This window comes from Okeania sp. SIO1H4 (assembly GCF_010672695.1).
Taxonomy (GTDB): Bacteria; Cyanobacteriota; Cyanobacteriia; order Cyanobacteriales; family Microcoleaceae; genus Okeania; species Okeania hirsuta.
The window spans coordinates 44,769-65,166 of record NZ_JAAHGB010000032.1; the positions used below are offsets into that span (position 1 = coordinate 44,769).

The 20,398-nt window shown below is 36.2% G+C and carries 10 protein-coding genes; 4 read left to right on the forward strand and 6 right to left on the reverse strand.

Translation table 11 applies throughout. The features are described from left to right. Positions 1-320: 320 nt before the first annotated feature. Positions 321-470: a hypothetical protein gene (locus F6K06_RS19650; RefSeq protein WP_192901141.1), complete on the forward strand. Its 150-nt coding sequence runs from the start codon at positions 321-323 to the stop codon at positions 468-470. Between the two features lie 820 nt (positions 471-1,290). On the opposite strand, the gene F6K06_RS19655 is transcribed toward F6K06_RS19650, so the two are convergent. After that, positions 1,291-1,977: a diacylglycerol/polyprenol kinase family protein gene (locus F6K06_RS19655; protein ID WP_124145569.1), complete on the reverse strand. Its 687-nt coding sequence runs from the start codon at positions 1,975-1,977 to the stop codon at positions 1,291-1,293. 500 nt (positions 1,978-2,477) lie between these two features. After that, complete coding sequence (locus F6K06_RS19660; RefSeq protein ID WP_287242844.1) at positions 2,478-6,605, reverse strand: PAS domain S-box protein; 4,128 nt, start codon at positions 6,603-6,605, stop codon at positions 2,478-2,480. A gap of 931 nt (positions 6,606-7,536) precedes the next feature. Between F6K06_RS19660 and acnB the strand changes: the two genes are divergently transcribed. Beyond that, a complete protein-coding gene (gene acnB, locus F6K06_RS19665; RefSeq protein ID WP_287242843.1) occupies positions 7,537-10,146 on the forward strand; it encodes a bifunctional aconitate hydratase 2/2-methylisocitrate dehydratase in 2,610 nt (869 codons plus the stop codon). Between the two features lie 220 nt (positions 10,147-10,366). Beyond that, positions 10,367-13,084: a DEAD/DEAH box helicase family protein gene (locus F6K06_RS19670; RefSeq protein ID WP_287242842.1), complete on the forward strand. Its 2,718-nt coding sequence runs from the start codon at positions 10,367-10,369 to the stop codon at positions 13,082-13,084. 563 nt (positions 13,085-13,647) lie between these two features. Here the strand turns inward: F6K06_RS19670 and F6K06_RS19675 are convergent. Further along, complete coding sequence (locus tag F6K06_RS19675) at positions 13,648-14,217, reverse strand: helix-turn-helix domain-containing protein (RefSeq protein WP_192901142.1); 570 nt, start codon at positions 14,215-14,217, stop codon at positions 13,648-13,650. Between the two features lie 766 nt (positions 14,218-14,983). Here F6K06_RS19675 and F6K06_RS19680 point away from each other — a divergent pair. Beyond that, positions 14,984-17,542 (forward strand): glycogen/starch/alpha-glucan phosphorylase, encoded by a 2,559-nt coding sequence (locus F6K06_RS19680; RefSeq protein WP_124145573.1) that lies wholly within the window; start codon positions 14,984-14,986, stop codon positions 17,540-17,542. A 931-nt stretch (positions 17,543-18,473) separates the two neighbouring features. On the opposite strand, the gene F6K06_RS19685 is transcribed toward F6K06_RS19680, so the two are convergent. The 3 genes from F6K06_RS19685 to F6K06_RS19695 all read right to left on the reverse strand — a co-directional run bounded on the left by F6K06_RS19685 (position 18,474) and on the right by F6K06_RS19695 (position 20,167). Then, positions 18,474-18,677 (reverse strand): hypothetical protein, encoded by a 204-nt coding sequence (locus F6K06_RS19685; RefSeq protein WP_124145574.1) that lies wholly within the window; start codon positions 18,675-18,677, stop codon positions 18,474-18,476. A 195-nt stretch (positions 18,678-18,872) separates the two neighbouring features. After that, positions 18,873-19,061 (reverse strand): hypothetical protein, encoded by a 189-nt coding sequence (locus F6K06_RS19690; protein WP_124145575.1) that lies wholly within the window; start codon positions 19,059-19,061, stop codon positions 18,873-18,875. 890 nt (positions 19,062-19,951) lie between these two features. Then, complete coding sequence (locus F6K06_RS19695) at positions 19,952-20,167, reverse strand: hypothetical protein (RefSeq protein ID WP_124154676.1); 216 nt, start codon at positions 20,165-20,167, stop codon at positions 19,952-19,954. Positions 20,168-20,398: the final 231 nt, after the last annotated feature.

A 20,398-nucleotide genomic window follows, 5' to 3' on the forward strand; every position in this document is an offset into this window, starting at 1 on the left:
TTATTGGCGATAAATATAGTAGCTTTAATTATAATCAGCCTTACATTTAATACTTTTGGCATCAAGATGTTATACTACAGTTGAAATTCTAGAATAGATAATCCTGTGAGTTTTAACCTAGAAAAGTATCAGCTCAAAGTAAATTCTTGTAAATATAAAACTATAATTATTCACATTTTATGTCGATCCCTATAGTCAGTAGTTACGAAATAATACAACCTCCAAACAAATATTACAACTATCATCAAGTCAGAGAATAAGCAGCTAGAATAAAAGTGTAAGGAAATCAAAGTTTTATTGACAAAAAAGAGGTAAAAATTATGAATATTTTCCAATCTATTGAAGAGGCTGTTGTTTATATATCAGAAGCAATTAGCCGCATTTTTGGTCCTAGCGATGATATGTATCCAATGATTGGTGTAAATCCTTTTGAAGGAGACCCTTATCACGGACCTAATTGGGCAGAGTAATACAAAAGGTTCAGTAAAATTGTTAGCTTAGTAGAAAAAAATAAGTTTTGTCAGAACTATTGAGGAAGGAAGGACTAAAAGACCGAAACAGTGAATCGGGATACTGAACAGTTGACGCTCCTCTCTGTCGATCTCTAATCAATTTTAGACACCGCTTATGATGCACGTGGGTATTAAACCTATAAGGGAAAAGATAATATCAAGTTAAATTAATTAACCATAATGTAGGGACTAATCATCGTTAGTCCCTATAGCTTTACCAGAAGCAAAGTTTATGGGGTTGCACATTCTGGAATGATATTGGCAAAAATTAGTTTAGACTCTGACTAAAAAAACCTAATATTAATCATTCTAGCAATTGATTAATCCACAATCCAATTCAATCAAAAATCTCAAATCATTCGTCGCTGTGCAACGCCAAGTTTATTATGCTTGTTCAATGAGACTTGATATAAGTAGTTTAAAACCTACATTCGGCACTTCAAAGCATAATATAAAGGGCAAGTAGTCAGTAGTCATTTAGGAGAGCCGTCGGATTGGCGACATGCATTAGTCAGTAGGGAATGATGCTGACTAATTATCTGACTGCATCAAGTATTTATGCTTAATTTATTCAATTTAATTTGGCTTTTGTCTCAGTTAAATTATCATCATTTATAGAGTATAAATACTGAGCAAACCACTGATATTTGTGATACTTTTTATGTGAAAAATTGAGGTGCGGAATCTGAGTTAAAAGCTTAAAAAAGGATATATAAAATATTAATATTTTATATTATTTATATACCTATTACTAAGTTATTTTTTCTGTTGCCTACCTCTATAAAAATAGATTTAGCAAAAAGCATAGAGCAGCACTACCCAGTGGCACAGTTAAATTATCAATACCAATTTTTGATAAGGTCTCCAAACCAGTAGCAGCTAGTGCCACAGGAATAGCAACGACCCAAGTTTGCCAAATATTGCCTTGTACTGCCAAAAGAATCAAACTACAAATAGCATAACTAACCAAACACATAGTTAGGGAACCCTCCCAACTTTTCTTCATTCCCCAAACTTGATAAGGATGTTTGCCAAAATTTTGACCAATAACAGCAGCTAAACCATCGCCCCAAGCCATAATTAAAATACCCAGAGCTGCATATTGAGGTTGTTCGAGAAACCAAAAACAACCGATAAGAATGCCAATACTAACTGCATAGAAAAATGTGCCTAAACTTTTGCGTCCCACACTATTAACACTGGGAAGAATGGGAAGTCGGTAGGAAATTAAAGCGATCGCTGCTGAGAGAATTCCAGCCATAATACCTACCCATGCCGGAATTTGTAACCACCAAGCTAATAGAATTACATTACCTGTGCCAATATGAACTACTTTTCGTGATATTTCTGGGTCTACTTTGGCAAAACGGTTAAGTACTTCAGCAAAAATTAAAATAATTCCTAACCATGCTCCGACTAGAAAAACTTGGATAAAAATATTGGGAAATGTACTGATTATTGCCACTATTAATTATATAAATTATTAACTTAATTCAACAGAAATAATATTACCAAATAATATCAGGACTTATATCATGTCCGGTTGAATAATTAGACTTTGGTGGAAGGAAGGCAGGAGGCAGAAGGTTTTCTCAAGAGTGTCACCTTAATTTTATACACAAACGATGCTACCGGACATGAGATTATGCAAAATATCAAATTATACGCCATCTGTAGGGAGTGAAGGCCGTTAGGCTCTACTAGATATAGTGCTTGTGGTAATATCATATCCGGATAATTAGCGATAGAATTCTGTTCCGCGCTCTGCGTTAACGTAGTTGTGTACCAGCAAACAAAAAACTGTCTCTTTCTTCTGTTTTTTCTTCCCTCCTGACTCCTTTGCTAAAGATGTCTATTAGACATCTGGTAAAAATCAAAAATCAAATCAATTCTTATCCATAAATTATCAATTATTCCTCTCTGTTCCCTGTTCCCTGTTCCCTGTTCCCTCTTTCCTGAAAATATCTATTGCAATATTTGATGATAGTTAAAATTACGAAGTAGTTTAGTTGCTTGGTAACTATCCACTGGTTTTGAAAATAAATATCCTTGTCCTTTTTCACATTTAAGTCGCTTTAGTTGTTGCATTTGCTCTTGAGTTTCTATTCCTTCTGCAACGATGTCTAAGCCTAAATTATGAGCTAGTGCAGTAATGGCACTAACAATTTTTAACGACTGACCAGTAACATTCAGGTCTAATGGGCTAACAAAAGAGCGATCAATTTTCAAACTATTAATTGGGAATTGGTGTAGATAACTTAATGATGAATAACCTGTACCAAAGTCATCAATTGATAATTTAATATTTCGATTTTTCAATTGATTCAATACTGTGGTTGCTAAAATAACATTTTTCATAATCACTGTTTCAGTAATTTCAAGTTTTAAATAATTAGGTTTACAGTCTGTTGCTTGCAAAATTTCGTCAATTTCTTCTACTAAATTTGGTTGTGAAATTTGGTGACTAGAAAGATTAACACTCATGGTCAAATTGTAGTTAGGAAATTCACAAGTAGAATTAAACGCAGGACAATTAGTATGACATTTGCCATTGCCATTGTTAACTTGAGATAAACAGTTAGATGTTGAGGATATTTCTTGAGTGCTATTAACTATAAACTGACAATTGTTTTCTTGATATTTATGTCCAAAGGACTCTTGCTGCCAAATAGTTAATTGATGACAAGCAGCTCGTAATACCCACATTCCTAGAGGAACAATTAAACCAGTTTCTTCTGCCAGAGGAATAAACTTTCCTGGAGAAATCAAGCCTTTAGTTGGATGATGCCAACGTATCAAAGCTTCAAAACCTGTAATTTTACCTGTAGATAAACAGATAATTGGCTGGTAATTTAAGATAAATTGAGAATTAGCTGGATCTTGTTTAATCATTTCTACAGCTCGTCGGAGGTCATTTTCTAGCTCCAGCAAGGATATAGCTTCGTCGTGCATGATCAAATCAAATACTTCATGTCTGGCTTTACCAGAAGCTTTAGCCCTATACATAGCAATATCTGCATCTCGTAGTAAGTCTTCTGGATTGTTGTAGACAGGACAAATAGGGGGATAATTTTTATCGGTATGATTATGATTAGTAAAATTTCCGCGACTGTGAACAATACCAATACTAGCTGTAGTAAAAATTTCATGTCCTTCTATATAAATTGGTTTGGCAAGTTTTTGATTAATTTTACGAGCTACTCTAGCAGCATAGCTAATGTCCGGTGGATACTCTAATAATATTGTGAATTCGTCTCCTCCTAATCTTGCCAGAGTATCTGATGCTTTAATACAACTCTGGAGTATCTTGGCGATCGCTATTAATAGTTGATCTCCTATATAATGTCCTAATGTGTCGTTAATTACTTTAAACCGATCCAAATCTAGAAAAAGAACAACAAACTCATAATCTAAATGTTGTCTAGACCGACGCAGCGCTTGTTCTAATCTATCAAATAATAAGGTACGGTTTGGTAAACCTGTCAGTGCATCATGAAGGGCGTCATGGAGCAGTTTTTGCTGTGCTTGTTTGCGTTGAGTGATATCTCTAATCATTATCTGCACTGCTGCCTTGTCATAATAAGTATAGGGTATTCCAGTTATTTCGACATCTATAATTTCTCTATCCAGGGTGATTAACTTTTCTTCTTCTAAATGTGTTTGTTGTCTTTGGTGCTGAACTTTTTGCAGTCTCTGCTTCTCTAATTCTATGTAGTCTGGGTGAATAAATTTCCAGATCGATTGACCAATAATTTCTTTTGGAGATTTTGCACCAAGTAACTGAGCACCAGCAGTATTGATATAGACAATTTTTTCCATCCAAATTACTGATATTGCTTCTGGTGAAGATTCTACTAAACGACGGTAACGTTTTTCGCTTTCTCGGAGTAACACTTCAGCTTGCTGACGTTCCAACTCTATTTGATGAGCTGTAATAAATTTGCCAATTCCTTGAGCCATTAATTCAATAATTTCTTCTTCGTAGTATTCAAATTCTTTAATTCTTGCTTGGGAAGATAAGAAACATAAAGTACCATAGATTTGATGATTTACAAATATTGGAGTACAAATATATACTTTTATGGGCATACTTTTTGCTTCCGAGGGTTCTAACTCATCAATACAGATTGTTCTTTTTTCTTTAACTACTCTATTACAGAAAGTATCACATAAATTAAATTTTCTTCCTGGTACAAAATAATCCTGTTTTGATTGTACAGCTCTAACAATATATAATCCCTCTTTTATTTCACCAATAACACCAGTATCCGTGCCAAAAATTTCACAACCAGCTTGGAGGTAATCAGCAAAAAGTTCTTCTATATTATGATAATTACGAGTAGCAATTCTATGCAGTTGTTTCAGACTAGAACTAAATTGTTCTAAAGCTTGGGACTTAATAAATAATTCTGCTTCCCAACGGAATCTTTCCGTAACATCTGTTTGAATACCAATAAAATGTGTTAAATGCTTTTGAGAGTTGTAAACTGGTGCAACGAATAGTTCATTCCAAAAATCTGTGCCATCTTTCCGTACATTTTGCAAAATAACATGACATTCTTGACCATGTAAAATGGCATTTCTTAACTTAGAAATTGCTGGCTGATTTGTTGATTTTCCCTGCAAAAATCGACAATTTTTGCCAATTAGTTCTTCAGCTTGATAACCTGTGATCTGTTGGAAACTAGGATTAACATAAATAATGGGATTATCTGGCTGAGTAGCATCAGTGATCACGATGCCATTGTTACTACTATCAAGAGCTCGCTTCATCAGTTCCAAGTGTTCCTGATTAGCATGACGCTCAATGGCAGTTGCGATAATATTAGCGATCGCTTCGAGAAAGTATATTTCATCCTGGGTAAATTCTCGATGTTCACAACTATGAACCCCCAAAACACCCCAAGCTTTATGAGTAAGTTCGGGATCGGTTGTTTGATATGCTGTAATTTTCAAGTTAGGTATGATCAAAGTAGCACCACTAACGATGTGATGGTTATGTAGGAGAGGAGAACCTGAAAAGCTAGTTTCCACAGGAAAATCTTTGACCGTAACTGGTTTGTCAACAAAAAGAGTATAACCAGCTTGAGACTTTTCTCTGGCAGCAGTAATTGTCGCTTTACCAATCAATCCTTTTTTCCAACCTACTCCAGCACGGAGGAGCAGAGCATTATTTCCAGGTAACAACTCTAGAATTTGGCTAAATTTTACATTCAAAGTTTTGGCAATTATGGTGGCAGCTGTATCAAGCAGTGTATGATAATCTGATGTTGCTATAGCTTTTTGCCCTAACCATGCTACTGCTGCTTGTTGACGTTCGCGAGATTTGAGGCAATCTAAGAGTAGGTCTTCATTTACTTGCGCTTGCTTTTGCTCTTTAATATCTCGGTTAACTCCTATAGTTGCAACTATCTGATGAGATTTATCTAGCATCGGTACAACTGTAGTTTCGCATATGCCTTCACTACCATCTTTGCGAATAAAGTTTATTTCTCCTGCCCAGCGACCATCTTCCTTCATCTTCTTGAGAATTTCCTGAGTTAACACAGAAGCTTCTTGCGGTTTGTGTAAAATGCCTGGAGTCTTACCCAAAACTTCAGTTTTGCTATAGCCAAACATTCTAGTTGCTGCTGGGTTCCAATCAATAATATGACCATGAATATCCGTAAGAATTACCCCATCATAGATATTCTCAAAAGTTAAAGCTTGTCTTTTTAGTGACTGTTGGGCAAATTTGCGTTCTGAGATGTCCAAAAATATTGACAGTATTGCAGTTTCCCCATTAAACTTGATGGAATGCATTGATGTCTTAGCCCAAAATGGTGTGCCATCTGCTTTTTTTAAGTACACTTCGCGGTCTCGCACTACACCTCCTTGATGCAGATTTGCGAACAACAATTCACATTCTTGAGGATTACAGTAAAAACCTGATTTGGGACGACCGATTAATTTTTGACCAGGAAGTCCAAAGGTAAATTCAAAGAGTTTGTTATTGAAAAGTATCACACAATCAACTGCACGGCTAATTACTATTGCTACTGGCATTACTTCCGCAATATTCTTCCACAATTCTTCATTTTTTCTTTTTTTCATAGCTTACTTAAAACCTATATTTTAACTTTTTAATTTATTTATAAAGTTGTATTTTTAAAGTTGTATTTTTATCATTTTCTTTGTGGGTTTAATACCCCACCGTCTACACGGTGTTCAAAATTACTTGGGGGAGCGAATCCCCATGTAATTTTCCTCCTGTCTCCTGTCTCCTGTCTCCTTCTTCAATGATTTATTTTAATTTTATTTTGATTGTCTTTTCTGATTTTTTTGCTGATTATGTTACACTACCGATCTGAAATAATTAGCGATCCCTAATCATAAAAGTGACATTTATTACATTCTCAAATCAAATAGCACCTGAAAAAATTATCACACCCCGATCAAACCTGATAATCATCTTGTGATAGATTATCAATATTGCAACATAAACTTATTTTAATCTCAATAATTAAATCTTAAAGTAATTTGTAAATTTTTTTTAATATTTTTTCTAAAGATTTATGAAAATTAAAGTAGGTAAATAATATGTCAAGATTAGTTATATAAGCGATCGCTGCCACAAAAAAGGCAATTGCTCACACAAATAATTTCATGTTGGTAGCAATCAAAAATTAGCCATAGCACACAAATATAGTCTAGATAAACTATTTATATAAAGTTTTGATGAAGAAGATAAATAGATTTTAGGTAATGGTTTAATGTTCGCCCTCAGATTTAAGCCCTACTAATTGTAAGGATTCTAAGCAAGGTCTTCTACAATTAGAATCTCTGGAGCGTAGCAATCAGAATTTTATAGACAATAGTTTCTGTAAAAAAGACAACTGGAAAAGCAATAATGAAGTATTGAAACCTACTGTTTTTTTAGTTAGGTTACCATTCTATATTGGTGGGATATTGGATCAGATATATCCCTGAAAAAAATATCTAAAATTATAGAATTGACGATGTAAACCTGGAGGACACCCGAACAATGTTAGACAACTATGAAAATCACGTTAAACAACGGGCAGATTTAGGAATTCCACCACTGCCACTAGACGCCCAACAAACATCAGAATTATGCGAACTGCTGAAAAATCCACCTATGGGAAAAGAAGAAAAATTAATGGCATTACTGCGCGATCGCGTACCACCAGGAGTAGATGAAGCAGCTTATGTCAAAGCAGGATTTCTCACAGGTATTGCTAAAGGAGAAATTATCAGTCCTCTCATTACCCCCACCTATGCAGTAGAACTATTAGGAACAATGGTCGGCGGTTATAACGTTCAATCTCTGATTGAGCTACTCAAATCAGAAAATTCCGAACTAGCAAACACAGCAGCTAAAGCTTTAAGTAAAATTCTGCTAGTCTACGATGCCTTCAACGATGTCATCGAACTATCCCAAATCAACCCCTACGCCAAACAAGTAGTAGATTCTTGGGCAGCAGCAGAATGGTTTACCACTCGCCCCCAACTCCCAGAAAAAATTACCGTCACTATCTTCAAAGTTCCTGGCGAAACCAACACCGACGACCTTTCACCAGCCCCCCATGCTACCACCCGTCCCGACATCCCACTCCACGCATTAGCAATGCTAGAGTCAAAAATGCCAGAAGGGTTGAAAACTATTGCAGAATTAAAACAAAAAGGTCATCCAGTCGCCTATGTTGGAGATGTAGTCGGTACAGGTTCATCCCGGAAATCTGCCTGTAACTCCGTGTTATGGCATATTGGAGAAGACATTCCCTATATTCCCAATAAGCGATCTGGTGGATATATCCTGGGTGGTAAAATTGCTCCGATTTTCTTCAATACTGCCGAAGACTCTGGTGCATTACCCATCGAATGTGATGTTACCAAAATGGAAACAGGAATGGTAATAACTATTCATCCCTACAAAGGCGAAATTACTAACGAAGCAGGGGAAATTATTTCCACATTCACCCTCAAACCAGAAACTATCTTCGACGAAGTACAAGCAGGTGGACGTATTCCCCTATTAATAGGGCGTACCCTCACTGACAAAACTCGCAACGCTCTAGGATTAGAAACCAGCGCTGCATTCAACCGTCCCCAAATGCCTGAAGATACTGGTAAAGGTTTCACCTTGGCACAAAAAATGGTCGGTAAAGCTTGTGGTTTACCAGGAGTTCGTCCGGGAACAGCTTGCGAACCATTGATGACAACAGTAGGTTCTCAAGACACCACCGGACCTATGACCAGGGATGAAATGAAAGAACTTGCCTGTTTAGGTTTTAGCTCCGACTTAGTAATGCAGAGTTTTTGCCATACAGCAGCTTATCCCAAACCAGTTGATATTAAGACTCACAAAGAATTACCAGATTTCTTTTCTGCTCGTGGTGGAGTGGCGTTGCGTCCGGGAGATGGAATTATTCACTCTTGGTTAAACCGGATGTTGTTACCGGATACGGTGGGAACAGGTGGGGACTCTCATACTCGTTTTCCTTTGGGAATTTCTTTTCCTGCTGGTTCCGGTTTAGTAGCATTTGCAGCAGCTTTAGGTTTAATGCCATTGGATATGCCAGAATCTGTTTTGGTTCGGTTTAAGGGTAAGTTACAACCGGGGGTTACATTGCGGGATATTGTGAATGCTATTCCTTATGTGGCGATTCAAAAAGGGTTGTTAACTGTTGCGTTGGAGAATAAGAAGAATGTATTCTCTGGGCGAATTATGGAAATGGAAGGTTTGCCTGATTTGAAGGTTGAGCAAGCTTTTGAATTGACTGATGCAACTGCGGAACGTTCTTGTGCTGGTTCGACGATTAAGTTGGGAACGGAGACTGTTTCTGAGTATCTGCGTTCTAATATTACGTTGTTGAAAAATATGGTGGCGCGGGGTTATCCAGATGCACGGACTATTATGCGTCGGGTTGCTAAGATGGAGCAATGGTTGGCAAATCCAGAATTAATGTCTGGGGATGCGGATGCAGAATATGCGGAAGTTATTGAGGTAGATTTGAATGAAATTAAGGAACCTATTGTAGCGGCTCCCAATGACCCGGATAATATTAAGTTGATGTCGGAATGTGCGGGGGATAAAATTGATGAGGTGTTTATCGGTTCCTGCATGACGAATATCGGTCACTATCGTGCTGCTGCGAAAGTATTGGAAGGTGCTGGTACAGTGAAGGGCGTTTTGTGGATTTGTCCTCCGACTCGCATGGATGAGAAACAGTTGCGCGAGGAAGGAATGTATGGGGTGTTTGCTGCTGCTGGTGCGCGGACGGAAATGCCTGGATGTTCGTTGTGTATGGGAAATCAAGCGCGGGTGAAAGATGGCGTGACTGTGTTCTCGACTTCGACACGGAATTTTAATAATCGCATGGGTAAAGGTGCCCGGGTGTATTTGGGTTCCGCTGAGTTGGCGGCGGTGTGTGCGCTGTTAGGTCGGATACCTAGTGTGGATGAGTATTTGGAGATTATGAAGGAGAAAGTCGATCCGTTTGCGGCAGATTTGTATCGGTATTTGAATTTCGATCAGATTGCTGGTTTTGAGGATGAAGGGCGAGTGATTCCGTTGGAAGAGATGCCCAAGATTGAGGAGATTCTGGGGATGCCAGTTAGTGTTGGGAAGTAGTAGAACAATGAATAATGAATAATTAATAATTAATAATTACCTCTTCTTTTCAAGGAGAAGATTGACTAAAAATAATTTTTTTTCTTCTGCTTTAAAGGAGAGGCTTTAAACCTTAATTATTCAGTAAATTAAGTGAATTGAGGGTGGGTTAACTCCCGCCCTCTATTTTGAAATTAAAGCAGTATAATGAAGTAGTATTTTTTCACAAATTCATATAAATATGGCACTAAAAAAGACTAGGCATTCAACCATAATACCTGAAACTCCAGAAGCACTTTTCCGCGACTTAAGAAATCGAAAAATAGAAGGTCTTCTTTCTCATCAAGCAGACATATTACGAGAATATCAAAAAGAAGAAACTTTGAACAAATCTAATGTAGCTTTGCAACTTCCTACTGGCAGTGGTAAAACTCTAGTTGGATTATTAATTGGGGAATGGCGACGACGAAAGTTCAGAGAAAAAGTAGTATATCTTTGCCCTACTCGTCAATTAGTTAATCAAGTAGTTGAGAAGTCTATTAATGAGTATGGAATAAAAGCGAAAGCTTTTACTGGAAAACAAAAGGAATATGATCCTAGAATCAAGACAGAATATAGCCGTGGAAAAACTTTAGCTGTTACTACATATAGTGGTCTATTTAACACCAACTCATTTTTTCAGGATGCAAATTTAATTATATTAGACGATGCTCATGCTGCCGAAAACTATGTCGCTAAATTTTGGTCAATATTAATTGAGCGAAAAAAACATGACTCACTTTTCAAGAATATTGTATCGTTTTTAAGACCAATTCTTTCAGAATCAGACTATTCAATATTTTTTAAAGAATCCCCAGATATATCTGATAAAAGTTGGGTTGCCAAAATCCCTACATCAGATTTATATGAAAAAATACTAGAGTTAATTGAACTAATAGATGGATATACTTCTGATGATAGCTGTGATTCTAACATGAAATATCCTTGGTCTGTACTAAGAGATCATCTTTTTGCCTGCCATATATATTTGAGTTTTAACGCGATATTAATTAGACCTGTAATACCTCCTACTAAAACACATAAACCATTTTCACAAGCAAAACAACGTTTATATATGTCTGCAACTTTAGGAGAAGGAGGAGAAATAGAGCGTCTTTTCGGTATGGAAAATATAGTTCGTTTACCAGTACCAGAAGGTTGGGATAAGCAAGGAATTGGTCGTCGTTTTTTCTTTTTTCCTGAAAGCTCTCTTAATGAAGAATCATCCTTAAATTTAGTAATGAAAATGCTCCGTTCAACTCCTCGCTCTCTTTTCTTAGTTCCAGATGATGAGCAAGCAGAAAAAGTAAAAAATAAGATTAAAGAGCAGACAAAACACCAAATATTTGAAAGTAAAGAAATTGAAACTTCTAAGCAAGATTTTATTTGCAAAGATGGAGCTGTTGGTGTCCTAGCAAATAGATATGATGGAATCGATCTACCAAAAGATGAATGTCGGTTACTAATAGTTAAAGATTTGCAGCGAGCTACAAATATTCAAGAAAAATTTTTAGTTACCCGTTTGTGTGCTGCTGTAATTTTCAATGACAGGATTATAACTAGAATGGTTCAAGCAGTGGGGCGTTGTACAAGGTCTGATACTGATTATGCAGCAGTAGTTATATTAGGAGATGAGTTAAAAAATCTTTTGCTTAATCCTGACAAACAAAAGTTTTTACATCCTGAATTACAAGCGGAAATTGAATATGGAATTGAGCAATCTGAAGCAGAAAAAGAAGAAACATATTTTGCGGAAATTGAATATGGAATTGAGCAATCTGAAGCAGAAAAAGAAAAAGAGAGGAATTTTCTTGAAAACCTTAATATTTTTTTAGAACATGGAGAAAAATGGAATCAAGCTGAGGAAGACATAATTTATCATAGAGGAGCATTAGAGCAAGCTAAACTACCTGCAATAGAAAAGCTGAAAGAAACTGTTTCTGATGAAGTAAAATATCAGTATTGTATTTGGCATCGCAATTTTGAAGAAGCTCTAGCTAAGTGCGAAAGTGTTTTTAGTCAGCTTAATCAGGTAAATGATGAAGAACTTAGAGGTTACATAGCTTTTTGGTACTATCTTGCAGGAAGTGCTGCATGGATGGGGGCAAAAGATGGAATTACCTCTATGGAAAGTAAGGCAAGAGATTATTTTAAACGTGCTGCTAAAGTTGCTCCAGAGGTTACATGGTTTTCACGACTTGCTCGATTGTCATTAGAAGATGAAGTTCCTCAAGTCGATCCAAGACTTAGCAAAGTGATAGAAGGTTTAGAGCAGCGATTAATCAAATTAGGTACAAGGAATAGTACAAAATTTGATAAAGAGGTAAGAGCAATTTTTGATAATCTAAATCCCCCAATAAAAGATCGGCAAAATCTGACAGATGAGGGGCGTAACAAGCTAAGTAAAAAATTTGAGGACGGCCATGAAAGATTAGGAAAACTATTGGGTTATGACTCAGGTAACTCCACAACCCATAGCGCTCCAGACCCTTGGTGGATTGCTGGAGATGACTTGTGCATAGTATTTGAAGACCACTCAGAAGGCAATACAGAAACTACCCTCGGGTCTGTCAAAGTTAGAGAGGCAGCATCGCACCCAAAATGGATTAGAGAAAATAAAGATACCTCTTTATCTCAATCCGCAGATATTATTCCAGTCCTCATTACACCTTGTGCAAAAATAGAACCTGATGCTAAACCTTATACAGCAGACGTATGTTACTGGAATTTAGAAGACTTCAAGAAGTGGGCAACTAATGCAGTATCTACAGTTAGAGAATTAAGGCGAAGCTTTCCAGGAGAAGAAAATCTTGACTGGCGTAAACGTGCTATTCAAGCTTACCAAGATGCAGGAATTGACCCCTCCTCTTTGCTAGAAAAATTACGGCAAAGTAAGTTGCGCGATTTACCCTCTGATTAAAATTGTAGGAGGTTTATTGTCCTAATTTATAGCAGTCGAAGCCAAGATTAGGACAACCCTAAATGCTGAAATTTATCAGAGATTACTTCTAACTTCTGACTGACGTTTAGGACTATACTTCGACTGCTATAGTACTATACTTTTAATTCTTAAAATAGCAGTTAATTATGCCTTATATTATTACCAGCTTAACTGCTGAATCTAACTACAAACTGCGTCTTATTTATTCTGGTGGTAGTTAGATTATTGTAAATTTTAAACCTATTATTAACCAAGGTGGAGCGTTTCCCCCTTTATCCGATCCAATTTTTTTTCACAAGTAAAATTAGGAGAGGGTGGTAGATATATTGAGTGGGATGGAGGAATAGATTTTTCTGAGTTAAGCTTTATGGTTTGAAGCACATCCTAATGATAATCCTTTAAACTTTTCTACCACTAAATATGCGTAGAATTAGTTACGCAAGATAATTCTATTTATTTAGAGACATCACAAAACATAACAGAAGACATCCACTGCTCATAAATTCTCTTTTCCCAGCTAACTATTTATCTAAATGACTATGTTATTTCTTTTTTCCTTTTATTTTTGACTTTTTTTGTTTTGGCTTTTTTTGTTTTGACTTTTTCTTTTTAAGTTTCGCTCTCTGCTCAGTCACCTCTGGTGGCGGACCATAATCTCCATTACTGAAATATACTCGCTCTACTATATGTTCTGGTTCTACTTCTATCCACAGACGCGCTCCTCCCGCTTGACTTTTATTGGGATCATGGGGTTGATAAACGATTTGGCAAGGTCCTTTTATTTTCAGGGCGTGGCAATAATCCTTTTTATCTCCCACTTTTACCGCAACTACTGGATAAGAAGTTCCATTGTCTCGGTTATAGTCAATAGTCTTTCGTAGAACATGAACAAAAGTATTGCCGGAGCGTCGATTCTTGTTCCAAGTACCTTCCGGACCACGACGACCTGGTTTAATTTCTGGCATTCCCCTAGAATTAAGGGGAATCATCCAAAGTCTTCCGACTTTACGAGCATCTCTAACACGACCTTGATTCAGTAGCTCCCGCAATCTACCAGTGGAGATATTGAGCAAAAAAGCAGCTTGTGTAGTAGTAGCAAAAGATTGAGTCATAAGTACAACGTTGGGGTTTTTAGATTTTAGATAAACGAAGACACGATCATTTTAACCTATACTAGGTTACCTTAACGAGTGACTATTTTCCAATTTTTAGTTCCGATATTATTGATAATGGCTAGTAATAATAAATTGTACTCCTTTATTCTCTAATATTAAATCGGTGATACTATCAATGCAATTCACTCCTAAACTATTTTAAAACTCATCAATTAAAAGGTAACAAAAAAATTCCACTAGAAGCAATTTTTGTATCTAATATTAATTATGTGCGCTACTGTCTAGTTCATTTAATATCATATTAATTTAAAGGTATTAACTATTCAGTTATTCTATTTTTGATTCTCTGTTTTCTTTTTTTTAATTTAAAACCGCTACAATATACTCTATATCTTTAAATTTATCTAAAATTTTATTTTTTCTTTAAAATTTACCACAATTAAAAATTTGTCAATAAATTAAATCAGAAAATCAATTAATTTGTTGGAAAAATTATTACATTATACTAAAATATTTTTGATTTAATATAAAAAGAAATTAAAATAACGAAACTTAATCTCTATGAAAGGTAATCAAATGGGTGTATTATTAAAACATAAAAAAACTACCAGATACAAGCTGAAGTAATCCTGATACTAAATGAAAAGTTAACTAAAAATATAGCTTTTCACCAGAATATGGGGACTGAACTAATTCTTAAAAAGCCCTGTAAATTTGCTTTGAATGTTGTCAATAAATCGTCAGATTACCAAATTATAGAATTATGCAAGAAGTACATCAAGAACAGAGTGCATCGTACACAGAAAAAGTAAAAATTCAAGTAGAAGACGATCGCACAGGAACTAGCCTCGATACCATCAAACGAGCGATCGCCGATAACTTATATTATTTACAGGGGAAAGATATAGAATTTGCTACCACCTATAATTATTATATGGCGTTAGCATATACAGTTCGCGACCGTTTGTTACACCGTTGGCTCAAAACCACAAAAACATACTTCCATCAAAACGTCAAAACAGTATACTATCTCTCAGCCGAATTTCTGATGGGTCGCCAACTAGCTAAAAACCTAGTCAATGTAGGTTGTTGGGAAGTTGCGCGTCAAGCTCTCGAAGAATCATGTCTTAAACTTGATGACTTAATCGAAAAAGAACCAGAACCCGGTTTAGGCAATGGTGGTTTAGGTCGTCTAGCTGCTTGTTTTCTAGACTCCCTCGCTACCCTAGAAATTCCCGCAGTAGGCTACGGCATTCGTTATGAATTTGGCATTTTCAAACAACAAATTCAAAATGGCTATCAAGTTGAACAGCCAGATAAATGGTTAAGTCTGGGCAACCCTTGGGAAATTCCTCGCCATGAAGACCAAGTACAAATAAAATTCGGTGGTTACACAGAAGCATACCCAGACAAACAAGGCAACTATCGGGTCAGATGGATACCCGAACGTACAGTCATTGGAATGCCCTACGATACTCTTGTGCCTGGGTACAATACCAACACAGTAAATACTCTACGCCTGTGGAGCGCTAAAGCAAGTAATGAATTTGACCTGCAAGTTTTTGACTCCGGTGACTATCACCGCGCCGTTGAAGACAAAACTTCCTCTGAAAATATTTCTAAAGTTCTCTATCCCAACGATAATATATTTCAAGGCAAAATGTTGCGCTTAGAGCAACAGTATTTCTTCATCAGTTGTTCCTTGCAAGATATCATTCGTACTCACTTGTCACGGAATCCCAATTTAGATAACTTTCACGAAAAAGCAGCCATTCAGCTCAATGATACTCACCCCTCTATAGGGGTCGCTGAATTAATGCGCCTGTTAGTAGATGAACATGATATGGAGTGGGAAAAAGCTTGGAATATTACTCAAAACACCTTTGGCTATACTAACCATACACTACTATCAGAAGCTCTAGAACGTTGGCCAGTCAGTATGTTCGCAACTCTGCTACCACGACATCTTGAAATTATTTACGAAATTAATTTCCGTTTCCTAGAAAAAGTTAAGAAACGTTATCCAGGAGATGATGGGCGGTTGGCACGGATGTCTCTGATCGAAGAATTTCCTGAAAAACGCGTGCGGATGGCTCATTTAGCCTGTACTGGCGCTCATGCTATCAATGGTGTGGCAGCATTGCATACTCAACTGTTGAAAACAGATGTTTTGAGAGATTTCTACGAATTTTGGCCTGATAAATTTACGAATAAAACTAATGGTATTACTCCTCGTCGTTGGTTATTAATTAGTAACCCGAAGTTGGCATTACTAATTACGGATAAAATTGGCAAAAATTGGATTAAAAATTTAGAGGAAATTAAGCAGCTTGAGAGGTTTATTGATGACCCTGAATTTCGTCATAATTGGAGTCAGATTAAACATGAAAATAAGCAAGATTTAGCTGCTTATATTCAGCAAAAAATAGGAATTGTAGTTAATCCTAACTCTCTGTTTGATATTCAGGTAAAACGACTCCATGAATATAAGCGTCAACTGTTGAATGTGCTGCATATTATTACCCTTTATAATCGAATTAAACAGAATCCAGATGTAGATATTTTGCACCGCACTTTCATTTTTGGCGCGAAGGCTGCACCAGGTTATTATATGGCAAAATTAATCATTAAATTAATTAATGCTGTAGGGGAAATAGTAAATAATGACCCAGATGTACGCGATCGCCTCAAGGTAGTTTTTATACCTAATTTCTCTGTATCTATCGGTCAGCGAATTTATCCTGCTGCCGACCTTTCTGAGCAAATTTCTACTGCTGGAAAGGAAGCTTCTGGTACTGGCAATATGAAATTTTCCCTAAATGGTGCTTTAACTATTGGTACTCTTGATGGGGCAAATATTGAGATTCGCGAAGCTGTTGGTGCTGAAAATTTCTTCCTATTTGGATTGAATGTTGAAGAGGCTAAAGCATTAAAATATCAAGGATATAATCCGGAGCAATACTATACTTATAACCAAGAATTACGGCAGGTTATTGACCGTATTGTTTCTGGTTATTTCTCACCTGGCAAACCACATTTATTCCATCCAATTGTAGAATCTTTACTAAGAAAAGATGAATATATGTTGTTTGCTGATTATCAGACTTATATTGATTGTCAGGAAAGAGTTAATCAGGCTTATCGTAACCCCGAATATTGGACTCGGATGTCGATTATTAACTCTATTAATATGGGTAAATTTTCAGCTGACCGTACTATTAATGAATATTGTCAGGAAATTTGGAATGTCGAACCTGTGAAAATTGATATGGAAGCATATAGTCAGGAAACAGCAGGTTTACAACGTTATTGTCAAATTTAACGTCTTCAATAGATATAACAAACCTAGATTGAAAACATAAGTGTCAGTATGGGTTTGTTATATCATGTCCGGTAGCATCGTTTGTGTATAAAATTACATCACAATGGGAAGAAAATCTTCTGCCTTCTGTCTTCCTTCTACCAAAGAATAAGTATTCAAGCGGAAATGATATTACATCATGTCCCCTCCACACACCTGATCAATGGTGCTTGATAAAATGAAATGACTATTGCGACATCCGCAACAGAGAGGGGAAGTAGATATTTTTCCTCCACACACCTGATCAATGGTGCTTGATAAAATGAAATGACTATTGCGACATCCGCAACAGAAAGGGGAAGTAGATATTTTTCCTCCACACACCTGATCAATGGTGCTTGATAAAATGAAATGACTATTGCGACATTCGCAACAGAGAGGGGAAGTAGATATTTTCTCTCCACACACCTGATCAATGGTGCTTAACGAAATGAAATGACTATTGCGACATTCGCAACAAAGAGAGGAAGTAGATATTTTTCCTCCACACACCTGATAATTTTGGTAAATGACTATTGCGATAGTAGATATTTTCCCTCCACACACCTGATAATTTTGGTTGATGCTTGAGAAAATGAAATGTGCGATATTCGCAATCAAGAGGGGAAGTAGGTATAGCAGTTGCCAAGCAGCTTACAGCACTTTTAAAGATAGTGAGGTACAGTTATAAGACTATTTATTCCTGTATTTCCTGTTGCCTGTTCCCAGATCCGGTGTTCCCTAGAGCAATAAAACTTTGTACCTCTTTTCTTTGAAAATCTGTTCAACTATTTAGTCTAAATTCCAGTACTCAGAATTCAATTGTTATAAAAAAGCACCTATAAAACTATAGGTGCTAAATTTAATTCAACTATAAATTCAACTTAAAAAGTTGTAATTATATAGCCAATTTTTAGTAGCAATCGTAACGTCTATAGCTGTAACGTACAGGACGACTATAGCGATAACTATGGTAGTGATAACTCACAGGGCGACGAGAATAACGTCGAAAACGACCATAATCGTAACAATCATCGAAATGATGACCACCATTAATAGTGGCAGATTCTTCGGTAGAAAGCTCAGAAAATAATTCAGTGTTTTGAGTTTCTTGCATAAGATTATCCTCTTGATTAATTGTGTTTACAAGATGGTTAAAAATTATCGATATTTATTTAACTATCTTGCTATTTCTAATGTATTTTTCCTTGGTGAATTCCAGAATCCGGAGAATTTTTTTTGATTAGCGATTCTTTAGAGGTTGCTAAAAAGCTCTTTAAAAGTGCTTTGGAATTCAACTAATAAGTTTAAATTAGTAGCAGTTAGACCTATAGCCATAGTAGCGACGACGGGAGTAGTAACGTACAGGGTGACTACGGTAATAACTACGATAGCCATAACTATAATACCGACGACCATAATAGCCATGACCACCATTAATAGTGGCAGACTCTTCTGAAGAAATTTCAGTAAAGAGTTGATTATTTTTTGTTTCTTGCATGAAGATTTTCCTCAAGTTTGATGAGATTAGTAATGTGTAATAATCCCTATATATAGTAGGAATTATATTTAAGTATTCTTCATAAGTGGGTAAAATCCGGATAACTATTTATATTGTGGTGATTTCACATCAAAAATCACTAAGCAAATATTAAAAATGCTATATAGAGGCCATTTGGTATCTTTGTAAAGGTACGAATTTTTGGCAAAGGACTCAGGTAGGGGAGCCATCGGTAGGACGACGTACAGAAGTCAGGATATCGAGAAATAGAATAGGGGAAAAAGGTGAAAATCCCCCCCATATTTACCATCTCTCTATCTCCCTATATTTAAGTACATGAATAGACATTTCCAATAATCAAAAATCAAATCAATTATTGCACTATACACATCAATTATTTACTCCTAATTCCTCTTTTCTAGAGATACCTAATACCATTTATCAAAAACTTTTCTACATTTTCTTGAGCCGGGGGTAGGAGAGTAGGAGCAAACGGCCGTTTGCCCCTACAAGACCTTGTCTGCAAGGTCTGTACAGGGAGGGAACCCACCCCTCGCCCCTCCCCCTCCCAGGAGGGGAAGTAAAGATAATAATTATTAACATTAACTGAGCTACTAATTAGCAAAAAAGTTATTCAACCTGTGTTAATTACTTGATAACTGAAGTGCTACCTAAGCATAGCATTAATCCATGGGAATTTGTATAAGATCTCCCATCAGGGTTATATATATTTAAAATTGCAATGGAGGTATTGGAGATAAATATTTTTTTGTAGCACAATAATCAGCACTATATAATAGTACTTCACTACTAGATCGCTACTATATCGCTACTATAAAATTACAATTAATTGTGCTTTAATCAATAGAAGTATAAACACAAAAAATACTTTAGTAGTAGCCTTTTATATTCCCTTTATAGTAATTAGAATTATAAGGTTGGTAGTCAGAATAATAGCGGTTATCACCATAATAACTGCGAGGACAAAGTTGAAAACCTAAAAAATTACGGCGATTTTGATAATTTTCATTGTAACCACCATTTATGTAGGTAGATTCTTTAGGATTAAGTTTTGTAAAAAGTTGCTTTTTTTGAAGTTCTTGCATAATTAACTTCCTCATGGTTAATAATTTTAATTATAGGACTTACGCACCTGCAACCTAATTTTCGTCCGAAGCAATCCACAGGGTTTGCGCAGCAGTCCGGAACGGAAAGCCATCTCAAATCCTAGTTCTTCGTACCTCATGCGTAAGTCCTGAATTAAATAGTAGTAATCTTTAGCTGAGTTCTTGAATTTATGAAGGAATTGTAGTATCCATTCAATATAATGGGGTAGG

Bases quoted from the DNA above. Each gene is read 5' to 3' on its own strand.
- F6K06_RS19650 (WP_192901141.1), top strand. From the start codon at position 321: ATGAATATTTTCCAATCTATTGAAGAGGCTGTTGTTTATATATCAGAA.
- F6K06_RS19660 (WP_287242844.1), bottom strand. From the start codon at position 6,605: ATGAAAAAAAGAAAAAATGAAGAATTGTGGAAGAATATTGCGGAAGTA.
- acnB (WP_287242843.1), top strand. From the start codon at position 7,537: ATGTTAGACAACTATGAAAATCACGTTAAACAACGGGCAGATTTAGGA.
- F6K06_RS19670 (WP_287242842.1), top strand. From the start codon at position 10,367: ATGGCACTAAAAAAGACTAGGCATTCAACCATAATACCTGAAACTCCA.
- F6K06_RS19675 (WP_192901142.1), bottom strand. From the start codon at position 14,217: ATGACTCAATCTTTTGCTACTACTACACAAGCTGCTTTTTTGCTCAAT.
- F6K06_RS19680 (WP_124145573.1), top strand. From the start codon at position 14,984: ATGCAAGAAGTACATCAAGAACAGAGTGCATCGTACACAGAAAAAGTA.
- F6K06_RS19685 (WP_124145574.1), bottom strand. From the start codon at position 18,677: ATGCAAGAAACTCAAAACACTGAATTATTTTCTGAGCTTTCTACCGAA.
- F6K06_RS19690 (WP_124145575.1), bottom strand. From the start codon at position 19,061: ATGCAAGAAACAAAAAATAATCAACTCTTTACTGAAATTTCTTCAGAA.
- F6K06_RS19695 (WP_124154676.1), bottom strand. From the start codon at position 20,167: ATGCAAGAACTTCAAAAAAAGCAACTTTTTACAAAACTTAATCCTAAA.